The sequence below is a fragment of the Thiomonas delicata genome, from assembly GCF_900088825.1.
Classification (GTDB): Bacteria; Pseudomonadota; Gammaproteobacteria; order Burkholderiales; family Burkholderiaceae_C; genus Thiomonas_A; species Thiomonas_A delicata.
Genome location: NZ_LT592171.1, coordinates 1,583,389 through 1,596,268 on the forward strand (window position 1 = coordinate 1,583,389; position 12,880 = coordinate 1,596,268).

Consider the following 12,880-nt stretch of genomic DNA (forward strand, 5'->3'; position numbering starts at 1 on the left):
AAGGGCCCACCCCGGCATGCTTGCCGGTTGCCGACAAGCCGCGCGCCCGCTCAGTTCACCGGTGTGAGCTTGGCGATGTTGAGCGCCAGCCACTTGGGGCCATGGCGATGGAAGCGCACCTGGGCGCGCGCATCCGTACCCTGGCCTTCGAGCGTGAGGATGACGCCCTCGCCGAACTTGGTGTGGAACACCGACTGGCCGACGCGCAAGCCATGCGGCGGCGCCGAGGCCTGCACCGCCGGCGTGAAGGGCACCGCGGGCGCGGCGGGCGCGGCGTTCCACGCGGCGCGCAGGGTCGGCCTGTACGCGCCGCCGAAGCCGCCCGCGCCGGCCTTCGGCGACAGCCACTTCAGCGTGTCCTCGGGCAACTCGTCGAAGAACCGGCTACGCAGGTTGTAGCGCGTCTGCCCGTGCAGGATGCGGCTTTGCGCGTGGCTCAGGTACAGGCGCTTGCGCGCGCGCGTGATGGCCACGTACATCAGCCGCCGCTCTTCCTCCACCCCGTCGGCCTCGTTCATCGCGTTCTCGTGCGGGAACAGCCCCTCTTCCAGGCCGGTGATGAACACGACGTCGAACTCCAGGCCCTTGGCCGCATGCACGGTCATCATCTGCACCGCGTCCTGTCCGGCCTGGGCCTGGTTGTCCCCGGCCTCCAGCGCGGCATGGGTGAGAAACGCCGTCAAGGGCGACAGGGTTTCACCGGTGGCCGGGTCGACCGCCTGCAGGTTCTGCAGCGCCTGCTCGGACAGCGCCTGCTCGCGCAGGGCCTCGGCGTCCAGGCCGAAACCTTCCTGCGTGACGAAGGCGGTGGCGGCGTTGATGAGCTCCTCGAGGTTCTCCACACGGTCCTGGCCGTCGCGTTCGGCGCGGTAATGTTCCAGCAGGCCCGAAACGTCGAGCGCGTGCCGCACCAGGTCCGGCAGCGACATCGCGGCGCACTCCACACGGGCGCGGCCCAGCATGTCGACGAAGGCCTGCAGGCTGGCGGCGCCGCGGCCGCCGAGCGCGGAGATGGCGTCGGCCAGCGGCACCTGGCGCAGGCGGGCAGCGTCCTGCAACTGCTCCAGCGTGCGCGCGCCGATGCCGCGTGGGGGAAAATTCACCACGCGCAGAAAGGCCGTGTCGTCGTGCGGGTTGTCGAGCAGACGCAGATAGGCCAATGCGTGCTTGATCTCGGCGCGCTCGAAAAACCGCATCCCGCCGTACACGCGGTAGGGAATGGCGGCGTTGAACAGCGCGCCCTCGATCACGCGCGACTGTGCGTTGGAGCGGTACAGCAGCGCGATCTGGTCGCGCGCATAGCCGTCGCGCAGCAACAGGCGGATTTCCTCCACCAGCCACAGCGCCTCCTGCTGGTCGGTCGGCTGCTCGATGACCCGCACCGGCTCGCCGGCGCCGGCCTCGGTGCGCAGGTTCTTGCCCAGGCGCCGCGCATTGTGGGCGATGAGGGCGTTGGCGGTTTGCAGGATGTTGGCGTGCGAGCGGTAGTTGTGCTCCAGCTTGATGAGATGGTGCACATGGAACTCGCGCTGGTAGTCGTCCATATTGCCGACGTTGGCACCGCGGAAAGCGTAGATGCTCTGGTCGTCGTCCCCCACGGCCAGCACGGCCGAGGGCTGCGCCTCGTTGGGTCCGGCCAGCAGCTTGAGCCACTGGTATTGCAGGCGGTTGGTGTCCTGGAACTCGTCGATCAGGATATGGCGAAAGCGGGCGCGGTAATGCTGGCGGATCTCGGCGTGGTCGCGCAGCACCTCGTAGGTGCGCAGCAGCAGCTCGGCGAAATCGGCCACGCCCTCGCGCTGGCATTGCGCCTCGTAGGCGGCGTAGATCTCGGCCATCAACCGGCTCTGGGCATCGCGCACCTCGCAGTCCTTGGCCCGCAGGCCCTGCTCCTTGCAGCCGTTGATGAACCACTGCACCTGTTTCGGCGGCGCGCGCTGCTCGTCCACATTGAGGCCCTTGAGCAGGCGCTTGACGGCGGAAAGCTGGTCCTGCGTGTCCAGGATCTGGAAGGTCTGCGGCAGGGCCGCCACCTTCCAGTGCGCGCGCAGAAAACGGTTGCACAGGCCGTGGAAGGTTCCCACCCACATGCCACGCACCGGCATGGGCAGCATGGCCGACAGCCGGGTGAGCATCTCCTTGGCCGCCTTGTTGGTGAACGTGACGGCCAGGATCCCCGCCGGCGACGCCTGGCCGGTGCCGATCAGCCAGGCGATGCGGGTGGTGAGCACCCGGGTCTTGCCGCTGCCCGCACCGGCCAGGATGAGAGCGTTTTCGGCGGGCAGCGTGACGGCGGCAAGCTGTTCGGGATTGAGGTTGGCCAGCAGATCGGACATGACCGCATTCTAGGTGCCGCCCCGCTTCCGGGCGCCTGCGGCGCGGGTCGCGCCGCAGCCCTGCTGCGCGTGCCAGGAAAACCCCGGGGACGGCCCGGCCGGGTTGTGAAAAGCGCGCCGCGCGCAGTGCAGCGTGGGGTCCGGCTGGCGCCTACAATCGGGCACCGGGCCGCGATTTCGCGCCCGGTTTTTTGTTGGCGCGGGTGCTCTGTACGGGGCTTGCGCGGGAGTGCGTGGTGGAAATTTTCGATTACGAGAACATTCTGCTGCTGCCCAGGCGCTGCCGGGTCGGCAGCCGGGCCGAATGCGACCCCTCGACCACCTTCGGCGGGCGCAAGTTCCGCCTGCCCGTCGTGCCGGCCAATATGAAGACCGTGATCGACGCGCACATCGCGCGCTGGCTCGCCGAGCATGGCTATTTCTACATCCTGCACCGCTTCGATGTCGACGCCGTGGCCTTCGCCCGCCAGATGCGCGACGCCGGCTTGTTCGTGTCGATTTCCATCGGCGTCCGAGCCGACGACGCCGCCACGATCGACCAGCTCGCCGCCGAGGGGGTGGGGGCCGACTACATCACCATCGACATCGCCCACGGCCATGCCGACAGCGTGCAGCGCATGATCGGGCACATCAAGCACAAGCTGCCCGAGGCCTTCGTCATCGCCGGCAATATCGGCACGCCCGAGGCCGTCATCGATCTCGAATCCTGGGGCGCCGACGCCACCAAGCTGGGCATCGGTCCGGGCAAGGTGTGCATCACCCGCATGAAAACGGGCTTCGGCACCGGCGGCTGGCAGCTCTCGGCGCTGAAGTGGTGCGCCCGCGTGGCGACCAAGCCCATCATCGCCGACGGCGGCATCCGCGAACACGGCGACATCGCCAAGAGCGTGCGTTTCGGCGCCGCCATGGTGATGATCGGCTCCATGCTGGCCGGGCACGAGGAATCCCCCGGCAAGACCGTGGAAGTCGACGGTGCGCTGTACAAGGAGTACTACGGCAGCGCCTCCGAGTTCAACAAGGGGCTGCGCCGCAACGTCGAGGGCAAGCGCATCCTCGAACCCGTCAAGGGCCGGCTGGTCGATACGCTCAAGGAAATGGAGGAGGACCTACAAAGCTCCATCTCCTACGCCGGCGGCACCGTGCTGGCCGACATCCGCAAGGTCAACTACGTCATCCTCGGCCAGAACAACGCCGGCGAACATCTGCTGATGTGACCCGCGCGGCCCACGACCACACCGCATTCCCCAGACCCTAGCCTTCATGACCGAACTCGCCAAATCCTTCGAACCCGCCGACATCGAATCCCGCTGGAGCGCCGCTTGGGCGCAGCGTGGCTGGTTCGAGCCCACGCTCGACCCCGCGCGCCCTTCGTTCTGCATCCAGCTGCCGCCGCCCAACGTCACCGGCACCCTGCACATGGGTCACGCCTTCAACCAGACGGTGATGGACGCGCTGACCCGCTACCACCGCATGCTCGGCGACAACACGTTGTGGGTGCCGGGGACGGACCACGCCGGCATCGCCACGCAGATCGTGGTCGAGCGCCAGTTGCAGGCCCAGGGCATCAGCCGGCACGACCTGGGGCGCGAGGCGTTCACGGCCAAGGTCTGGACATGGAAACAACAGTCCGGCAACACCATCACCAACCAGATGCGCCGCATGGGCGCTTCGGTGAGCTGGAAGCACGAGTACTTCACCATGGACGACAAGCTGTCCGATGTGGTGGTGGAAACCTTCGTGCGCCTGTACGAGCAAGGCCTGATCTACCGCGGCAAGCGCCTGGTGAACTGGGACCCGGTGCTCAAGAGCGCGGTGAGTGACCTGGAGGTGGAAAGCGAGGAGGAGGATGGCTTCCTCTGGCACATCCGCTACCCGCTGGCCGACGGCTCGGACAGCGTGGTGGTGGCCACCACCCGGCCCGAAACCATGCTGGGCGACACCGCGGTGATGGTGCACCCGGACGACACACGCTACCAGCACCTGATCGGCAAGCAGGTGAAGTTGCCCATCACCGGCCGCCTGGTGCCCGTCATCGCCGACGCCTACGTGGACAAGGACTTCGGCACCGGCGTGGTGAAGGTCACCCCGGCGCACGATTTCAACGATTATGCGGTGGGGCAGCGGCATGGGCTGCCAGTGTTGTCGGTGCTGACTCTTGACGCCAAGATCAACCAACAGGCGCCGATGCCATACCAAGGCCTCGACCGCTTCGAAGCCCGCAAAGCCATCGTCGCCCAGCTCGAAGCCGAGGGCTTCCTGGTCGAGGTGAAGAAGCACAAGCTGATGGTGCCACGCTGCGCGCGCACCGGGCAGATCGTCGAGCCCATGCTCACCGACCAGTGGTTTGTCGCCACCACCAAGCCGGGGCCGGACGGCAAGAGCATGGCGCAAAAAGCCATCGACGCGGTGGCCAGCGGCGACGTCAAGTTCGTGCCCGAGAACTGGGTCAACACCTACAACCAGTGGATGCACAACATCCAGGACTGGTGCATCTCGCGCCAGCTCTGGTGGGGGCACCAGATTCCGGCCTGGTACGGAGCTGGAGGCGAAATTTTCGTCGCGCGCAACGAAGCCGAGGCACGTGCCAAGGCGCAGGCCGCCGGCTACACCGGCGCGTTGCAGCGCGAGCAGGACGTGCTCGACACCTGGTACTCCTCGGCCCTGGTGCCCTTCTCCACCATGGGCTGGCCGGCGCACACCGTCGAGCAGGACCTGTTCCTGCCGTCGAGCGTGCTGGTCACCGGCTACGAGATCATCTTTTTCTGGGTGGCGCGCATGATCATGATGACCACCCACTTCACCGGCAAGGTGCCGTTCCGCAACGTCTACATCCACGGCATGGTGCTGGACGCGCACGGCAAGAAGATGAGCAAGTCCGAGGGCAATGTGATCGACCCGGTCGACCTGATCGACGGCGTGGACCTTGCCGGGCTGGTGCACAAGTCCACCGTCGGCCTGCGCAAGCCCGAGACCGCGCCCAAGGTCGCCGCCCGGGTGAAGAAGGAATTCCCGGACGGCATCCCGGCCTACGGCGCCGACGCGCTGCGCTTCACCATGGCGTCGTACGCCTCGCTCGGGCGCAACATCAACTTCGACACCAAGCGCTGCGAGGGCTACCGCAATTTCTGCAACAAGCTGTGGAACGCCACGCGCTTCGTGCTGATGCAGGTCGACGGCCTGTCGGACTTTGACCGCGGCATGGAAACCTGCACGGGCGACTGCGGCCCGGAGGGTTACATGCACTTCTCCGCCGCCGACCGCTGGATCGCCTCGCAACTGCAGCGCACCGAGCAGCAGGTGGCGCAGGGCTTCGCCGACTACCGCCTGGACTTCGTCGCCCAGGCCATCTACCAGTTCGTGTGGGACGAGTACTGCGACTGGTACCTGGAAATCGCCAAGGTGCAGACCGCCACCGGCACGCCCGCGCAGCAGCGCGCCGCGCGGCGCACCCTGATCCGGGTGCTGGAAACGGTGCTGCGCCTGGCCCATCCCGTCATGCCCTTCATCACCGAAGAACTGTGGCAGAAGGTCGCGCCGCTGGCGGGTCGCTCGGGTGATTCGGTCTGCGTCGCGCCCTACCCGCAGGCCCAGCCCGAGAAGATCGACCCCGAGGCCGAGGCCGAGATCGCCGCGTTCAAGCAACTGGTCGACGCCTGCCGCAATCTGCGCGGCGAGCTTGGCGTGTCGCCGGCCCAGAAGCTGCCGCTGCTGGCCTGCGGCGACACCGCGCGCATCGAGCGTCACCGCCCCGCCCTGCAGGCGCTGGCCAAGCTGGCGGATGTCCGGCTGTTCGCGGACGAAGCCGCATGGATGCAAGCGGTGCAAGCGTCTCCAAGCACCGTGGTCGGCGCCACCCGCGTGGCCCTGTTCATTGAAGTCGACGCCGCCGCCGAGCGCGAACGTCTGGGCAAGGAGGCGCTGCGCCTCGAAGCCGAGATCGCCAAGGCCGAAGGCAAGCTCAGCAACGCCAGTTTCGTCGAGCGCGCACCGGCCGCCGTGGTGGCCCAGGAGCGCGAGCGGCTGGACGCATTCCGCGCCACGCTGGCCAAGGTGCGCGAGCAGATCGACCGCCTTCCGCTGCCAGCCTGAAGGCAGCGTCAAGCAGGCCATGGGGGTGGCCTGCGTTCCGGGGATGGGGCCGTCACGAACGGCCACTATCCTGTGTTTCAACAAACCTACGGAGAATTTATGCCCATGCCCCAAGCCATCACCAAAGCCGTCTTTCCCGTCGCCGGCCTCGGCACGCGTTTTCTGCCCGCCACCAAGGCCACGCCGAAGGAGATGATGCCGGTGGTCGACAAACCGCTGATCCAGTACGCCGTGGAGGAGGCCTATGCCGCGGGCATCACCGAAATGATCTTCGTCACCGGGCGCCACAAGCGCGCCATCGAGGACCACTTCGACACGGCCTACGAGCTGGAACATGAACTCGAGGCCGCCGGCAAGTCCGCGCTGCTGGACGTGGTGCGCAGCGTCAAGCCGGCCGACGTGCAGTGCGTGTTCGTGCGCCAGCCCGTGGCCAACGGTCTCGGCGCGGCCGTGCTGTGCGCGGAGCGGCTGGTCGGCAACGAGCCCTTCGCCGTGCTGCTCGCCGACGACTTGCTGGTGGGGACGCCTCCCGTGCTGGCGCAGATGGTCGAGATCCATGGCCGCCACGGGCGCAGCGTTATCGCCACCGAGGACGTGCCGCGCGAACACACCCGCCGCTACGGTATCGTCAGCGGTCAGGAAATCACGCCGGGTCTGACCTCGCTGTCGGGCATCATCGAAAAACCCGCGCCGGAACATGCGCCGACCACCCAGGCGGTGGTGGGCCGCTACATCCTCAGTTCCCGCGTGTTCCACCATCTCAACAACGCCAAGCCTGGCGCCGGCGGAGAAATCCAGCTCACCGACGGCATCGCCGCGCTGCTGGCCGAGGAAGCGGTGTACGCCTACCGGTACAACGGCCGCCGCTTCGACTGCGGCAGCAAGGCCGGCTACCTCGAAGCCACGGTGCAACTCGGGCTCGAACACCCCGAAGCCGGGCCGGCCTTCGCCGAGTACATCAAGAACCTGAAGCTGGCGTAAGGCGGGCAGAACCCCGCGCCCGGTGTTTCAAGAACACCGGGTCTCAGCGCCGGCGCAGCACGTGGGCAAAGCCGGCATCGGCCTCTTTCTGCTCGACCAGTTCGTTGCCGGTCTGCCGCGCAAAGGCCTGGAAGTCGCGCACCGAGCCGGGGTCGGTCGCCAGCACGCGCAGCAACTGCCCGCTTTGCATGCCCGCCAAGGCCTTCTTGGCTTTGAGGATGGGCAGCGGGCAGTTCAAGCCGCGCGCGTCCACTTCCACATCAGCCTTTTCCGCCGCTGCGTTCATGTCCACGGTCGTCCCCTTGTGTTGTCGCGTTCGATGAGGTGATTCTAAAAGTTCAATGGCCGCGCGAAGGTGTCGGGCCGACAATAGCCATGACGCCACTCCACACACCGTCGCCATGGCCATTGCATCCTGGTTCAATTTCCCGGTACGGCCCGGCCGAGAATCGGCCGGCCTGAATTTTTCCGATCTGGGCGAACAGCAGATCCTCAGCCTGGCCATCGCGCTGGAAGAGGATGACGCCCGCATCTACAACACCTATGCCGACACCCTGGCCGGCGATTATCCCGACACCGCCCGACTGTTCCGCGGCATGGCCGCGGAGGAGGACGGCCATCGCCACCGCCTGATCGAACTCTACCGCGAGCGCTTCGGCGAGCGCATCCTGCTGATCCGGCGCCAGGACGTGCGCGGCTTCATCGAGCGCAAGCCCTTGTGGCTGATGCAGCCGCTGGACCTGGAGAAGATCCGCGCCCAGGCCGAGATCATGGAGGCCGATTCCCGGCGCTTCTACGCCCAGGCCGCGCGCCACACCACCGACGCCGCCATCCGCCAACTGCTCGGCGACCTCGCCGCCGAGGAAAGCAGGCATGAATCGAAGGCCGAGACCCTGGGCGACAAGTTCATCACCCCAGGGGCCGTGCGCACCGAACGCCAGACCCAGCGCCGCATGTTCGTGCTGCAGTTCATCCAACCCGGCCTGGCCGGCCTGATGGACGGCTCGGTCTCCACCCTCGCGCCGCTGTTCGCCGCCGCCTTCGCCACGCACAACACCTGGAGCACCTTTCTGGTGGGCCTGGCCGCCGCCATCGGCGCCGGCATCAGCATGGCCTTTGCCGAGGCCTTGTCCGATGACGGGGCGCTGACCGGCCGCGGCAGCCCGGTGCTGCGGGGCGGCATCACCGGCCTGATGACCACCCTGGGCGGCCTCGGGCACACCCTGCCCTACCTGATCCCGCAATTCCACATCGCCACAGCCATCGCCGTCGCGATCGTGATCGCCGAACTCGGCCTCATCGCCTGGGTGCGCAAGCGCTACATGGACACGTCCTTCGGCCTGGCGGTGCTGCAGGTGATCGTGGGTGGCGCGCTCGTCTTCACCGTCGGCGTTCTCATCGGCAACGCCTAGCGCCGAAGCGGCCAAGCCGCCGGGAGGCATGTCACCCCCCGGGGAAGGCACGCATCTCGCCGGCCGATGCAGGGCCGTGCCGATCATGGAATCAGATGGTCGCCGCGAATGGTGTCGACGTCGAGGCCGAACATCTTGAAATTGCTGCGCACCGTGTGCTTTTCCTCGAGCACCTTGGAGTTGTAGTAGCCCATCTCGCTTCGCGGCAGCAAATGGTCCTGCAGATTGAAGTTCGGTCTGGGCTGCGCATCGACGTACAGCGTGACGTCCACCGCTTCCTGCTTGGTCAGATTCGCATTGCCGAGCGGCATATTGGATTCGACCCAGCTGGCCATTTTGTTGAGCTTGCTCATGCCCGCTCCCGTGTTGTAGCTGTCCTGGCCCCAAAGCGGCGGGAAATTCCCGACGCCTTGGCCGTTCTCGGCGTGGCAGGCCAGGCATTTCTGCTGGTAGACCTTCTGCCCGTTCACATAGCTCTCATGCGTCGCCTGCTTGATGAGCGGCACCACGTCCTTGTCCGGCCAGGTGGCGGTGAAGTAAGGCGTCACGGGTTTCTTGGCGTTCATCTTCATCGGCTGGCCCTCGGACAGCCAGGTGATGTAGGTCGCCATGGCGATCGAGGCTTCGGTGTCGATGATCGGACGCTTGCCGTTCATGCTGCGCATGAAACAGTTGTTGATGCGATCCTGCAGCGTCTGCACGGTTTTCTCGCGCTCTGAATACGCGGGAAACGCGGTGGCCGTGCCCATGAACGTGCCGATGGTCTTGGAGCGACCGCCTTCGAGGTGGCAACTCGTGCACTGGAGCTTGTTGCCCACCAGATCCTTGGTCAGCGGCTGGGTGTTGGTATGCATGATGATGTCCTCGCCGAGCTTGACCATGCGCCCAAGCTCCCCCTCCGGGTATTGCGTCGGGGGGTTCGGAACCTGTGCCACTCCCGCCGCCAGAGCCTGGCCCGCCACCGTCAACGCGAACATCGCGACCCACTGTGCTTTCATTTCATTTCCCCATGGTTGTTTCCGCAGATGTCTCCTCCACAGGACCTGAAATTTTTCGTGTGGAACGGCAAAAACCCGACAACGCATGCCTGTTTCGCCGCCCACCTTGGCCCTCGGCACCCTGCGCAACGTGCAGAGCTCAGTCTAGGGACGCGCAATATGTTTCTATTTGCGTCACGTCAACCATTCGCGGTGTTGTGTCCATGGGGCCACAAACACGCTCCTCGCCTTGGGCCCGGAACGGTTGCAGCGTTCTGCGGCAAGGTTCAACCGTGGCGATGGCGGTGATGCACATCCGGGAAATGGGCGTGGCTGTGGGTGACTGGCGCGTGGGCATGCGGGTGGCTGTGCCGCGTGCCGGGCGGCAGCGCGGGTTCGTGAACGTGGTCGTGATGGCCATCATCGCGCGGGCCGCCGTGGACATGGCTGTGGTCGTGCGTCAGCGGCCTATGCGTATGAAGATGCGCATGGCGCTCGCTCACGTGCAGCCAGACGCCCAGCGCCATCAGCAACCCCGCCAGCAGCAGCGGTATCGTCAGCGGTTCGCCGAGCAGCAGCACGGCCAGCAGCGCGCCGAAAAACGGCGCCACCGAAAAATAGGCCCCTGTGCGCGCCGTGCCCAATTGCCGCAGTGCCACGACGAACAAGGCCAGGCTGACTCCATAGCTGGCAAATCCCAGCGCGGCCGCCATCGCGGCCACGTCCGGTTGCGGCAGGCGCGCTCCCAGGAACAAAGCCAGCAGAAGATTGGTGGCGCCGGCCGCCAGGCCCTTGGTCATGGCGATGAAACCGGCATCGGCCAGCGCCACCTTGCGCGTGAGATTGTTGTCCAGCCCCCAGCCCAGACAGGCGCCGAGCACGGCCATCACAGGCCAGAGCGCGCTCCAGTGCAGGTGCGCGCCATCCTGCGGCCAGCTCAGCACCAGGCCGCCCGCCACGATCGCCAGCATGCCCAGCGCGATGCGGCGATCGACGTTCTCGCGAAACACGAACCAGGCCAGCAAGGCGGTGAACACGCCTTCGGCGTTGAGCAGCAGCGAGGCCCCCGTGGCCGGCATCGCCGACAGCCCGGACATCAGGAGCACGGGTGCCGCCACGCCACCCGCCAGAATGGCGCCGGCCAGCCATGGCCATTCGCCCCGCTGCAGGCGCGCGCGGGGCGAATCCGGATGGCGCAGCCGGCGCACGCCGAGCCATGTCGCCAAACCCAGACCGGAGCCGAGGTAAAGCAGCGCCGCCAGCATCCAGGGACTGGTTTCGGCCAGCAGCAGCTTGGCCAGCGGAGTGCTGGCGCCGAACAACAGGGCCGCCAGCATGGCGGTGGCAATGCCCGACGACTGGGCCAGGGACGGCAGCGGGGTTTTGGGTGTCGACATGCGGTGGGCTCAGCGGGTGGGCACAGTACGAAAAAGCCTCGGCTGCGAGAATAGGCGATTCAGCCCGGGCCAGCCCGATACGACGCATTCCTCCATGCATTCGGCCCCGGCTCTTGCCGTTTCGCCCGCCCCATGCACACGAACGCCTCAACCTACTTCTACGGGTTTTCTCTCGGCCTATCGCTGATCCTGGCCATCGGCGCGCAAAACGCCTTCGTGCTCAAGCAGGGGCTCAAAGGCGAGCATGTGTTCTGGGTCAGCCTGACCTGCGCGGTCTCGGATGCCGTCTTGATTGCCGCCGGCGTCTCCGGTTTTCATGGACTCATCCTGCGTGCGCCCTGGCTGGAGCCGGCCGGCCGCTATGCCGGTGCGGCCTTCCTGCTGTGGTACGGCGGGCGCAGCCTGCTGGCTGCCCTCAGGTCTTCGTCCACGCTGCAACCCATGGGGAGCGACCCGGCAACGCTCTGGCAGACACTCGCCGCGTGCCTGGCCTTCACGTTCCTGAATCCGCACGTTTATCTGGATACGCTGCTGCTGATCGGGTCCGTGTCCACCCAGTTTCCCGGGCACGGGTTCGAATTCGGCCTCGGCGCGGCGTCGGCCTCGTTCGTCTTCTTTTTCGCCCTGGGCTACGGCGCGCGTCTGCTGCGGCCGCTGTTCCAGAGGCCCCGGACGTGGCAGGTGCTGGAACTGGTCATCGGCCTGACCATGTGGAGCCTGGCCTACGGTCTGCTGCACGGGAGCTGAACGCCGATCCGGACATCAGGCCGGAAAAACCCCGGTGCTCAGATAGCGGTCGCCACGATCGCAGACGATGAACACGATGGTGGCGTTTTCCACCTCGCGCGCGAGGCGCAGCGCCACCTCGCAGGCGCCGGCCGCGCTGATGCCGCAGAACAAACCCTCCTCGCGCGCGAGGCGGCGCGCCATGGCCTCCGCCGCCGCCTGGCTGACGTACTCCAGCCGGTCCACGCGCTGCGGTTCGTAGATCTTGGGCAGATACTCCTGCGGCCATTTGCGGATGCCGGGAATGCGCGAGCCCTCCTCCGGCTGCGCGCCGACGACCTGCACCTCCGGGTTCTGCTCCTTCAGATAGCGCGACACGCCCGTGATCGTGCCCGTGGTGCCCATGGCCGAGACGAAATGGGTGATGCGGCCTTCGGTGTCGCGCCAGATCTCGGGACCGGTGGTTTCGTAGTGAACGCGCGGGTTGTCGGGGTTGGCGAACTGGTCGAGCATCAGGCCCTTGCCCTCGCGCTGCATCTGCTCTGCCAGATCGCGCGCGTATTCCATGCCGCCCGCCTTGGGCGTGAGGATGAGATCGGCGCCGAACGCCTTCATGGTCTGCGCGCGCTCGATGCTCAGGTCCTCGGGCATGATCAGCACCATGCGGTAGCCGAGGATGGCTGCAGCCATCGCCAGCGCGATGCCGGTGTTGCCGGACGTGGCCTCGATCAGCACGTCGCCCGGCTTGATCTGGCCGCGCTCCTGCGCGCGGCGGATCATCGAGAGCGCCGGGCGGTCCTTCACCGAGCCCGCCGGATTGTTGCCTTCGAGCTTGCCGAGAATGACATTGCCGCGCCGCGCGTTGTCGGCGCCCGCGACGCGTTGCAATTGAAAGAGCGGCGTGTTGCCGATGGTCTGATCGAGCGTGAGGTAAGGCATGGTTTTTTCTCCTTGGTGCATTC

10 protein-coding genes are annotated in these 12,880 nt (G+C 66.7%); 5 read left to right on the forward strand and 5 right to left on the reverse strand.

The features are described 5' to 3' along the window. Window positions 1-50: 50 nt before the first annotated feature. Entirely contained in the window at window positions 51-2,336 is a 2,286-nt protein-coding gene (locus THIARS_RS17035; protein ID WP_094161924.1) for a UvrD-helicase domain-containing protein, read from the reverse strand. A 236-nt stretch (window positions 2,337-2,572) separates the two neighbouring features. On the opposite strand from THIARS_RS17035, the gene THIARS_RS17040 reads away from it, so the two are divergent. The 3 genes from THIARS_RS17040 (at window position 2,573) to galU (ending at window position 7,406) form a co-directional block, all read left to right on the forward strand. Continuing rightward, window positions 2,573-3,550 (forward strand): GMP reductase, encoded by a 978-nt coding sequence (locus THIARS_RS17040; RefSeq protein WP_094161925.1) that lies wholly within the window; start codon window positions 2,573-2,575, stop codon window positions 3,548-3,550. Between the two features lie 46 nt (window positions 3,551-3,596). Further along, the gene (locus THIARS_RS17045) at window positions 3,597-6,425 is read left to right on the forward strand and encodes a valine--tRNA ligase (RefSeq protein ID WP_094161926.1); all 2,829 of its coding nucleotides are present in this window, start codon (window positions 3,597-3,599) and stop codon (window positions 6,423-6,425) included. A 105-nt stretch (window positions 6,426-6,530) separates the two neighbouring features. Next, the gene (gene galU, locus THIARS_RS17050) at window positions 6,531-7,406 is read left to right on the forward strand and encodes a UTP--glucose-1-phosphate uridylyltransferase GalU (RefSeq protein ID WP_094162221.1); all 876 of its coding nucleotides are present in this window, start codon (window positions 6,531-6,533) and stop codon (window positions 7,404-7,406) included. A gap of 43 nt (window positions 7,407-7,449) precedes the next feature. Here galU and THIARS_RS17055 read toward each other — a convergent pair whose 3' ends face one another. Then, window positions 7,450-7,692 (reverse strand): sulfurtransferase TusA family protein, encoded by a 243-nt coding sequence (locus tag THIARS_RS17055; protein ID WP_094161927.1) that lies wholly within the window; start codon window positions 7,690-7,692, stop codon window positions 7,450-7,452. 115 nt (window positions 7,693-7,807) lie between these two features. Between THIARS_RS17055 and mbfA the strand changes: the two genes are divergently transcribed. After that, the gene (gene mbfA, locus THIARS_RS17060) at window positions 7,808-8,818 is read left to right on the forward strand and encodes an iron exporter MbfA (RefSeq protein WP_094161928.1); all 1,011 of its coding nucleotides are present in this window, start codon (window positions 7,808-7,810) and stop codon (window positions 8,816-8,818) included. A gap of 83 nt (window positions 8,819-8,901) precedes the next feature. Here mbfA and THIARS_RS17065 read toward each other — a convergent pair whose 3' ends face one another. After that, entirely contained in the window at window positions 8,902-9,816 is a 915-nt protein-coding gene (locus tag THIARS_RS17065) for a c-type cytochrome (protein ID WP_094161929.1), read from the reverse strand. Window positions 9,817-10,082: 266 nt separating this feature from the next. Beyond that, on the reverse strand, window positions 10,083-11,192 hold the full coding sequence (locus THIARS_RS17070) for a DMT family transporter (protein WP_094161930.1): 1,110 nt from the start codon (window positions 11,190-11,192) through the stop codon (window positions 10,083-10,085). Between the two features lie 132 nt (window positions 11,193-11,324). Here THIARS_RS17070 and THIARS_RS17075 point away from each other — a divergent pair, with 132 nt between their 5' ends. Continuing rightward, entirely contained in the window at window positions 11,325-11,939 is a 615-nt protein-coding gene (locus THIARS_RS17075) for a LysE/ArgO family amino acid transporter (RefSeq protein ID WP_094161931.1), read from the forward strand. Window positions 11,940-11,954: 15 nt separating this feature from the next. On the opposite strand, the gene cysM is transcribed toward THIARS_RS17075, so the two are convergent. Beyond that, on the reverse strand, window positions 11,955-12,857 hold the full coding sequence (cysM, locus tag THIARS_RS17080; protein WP_094162222.1) for a cysteine synthase CysM: 903 nt from the start codon (window positions 12,855-12,857) through the stop codon (window positions 11,955-11,957). Between the last annotated feature and the right edge of the window lie 23 nt (window positions 12,858-12,880).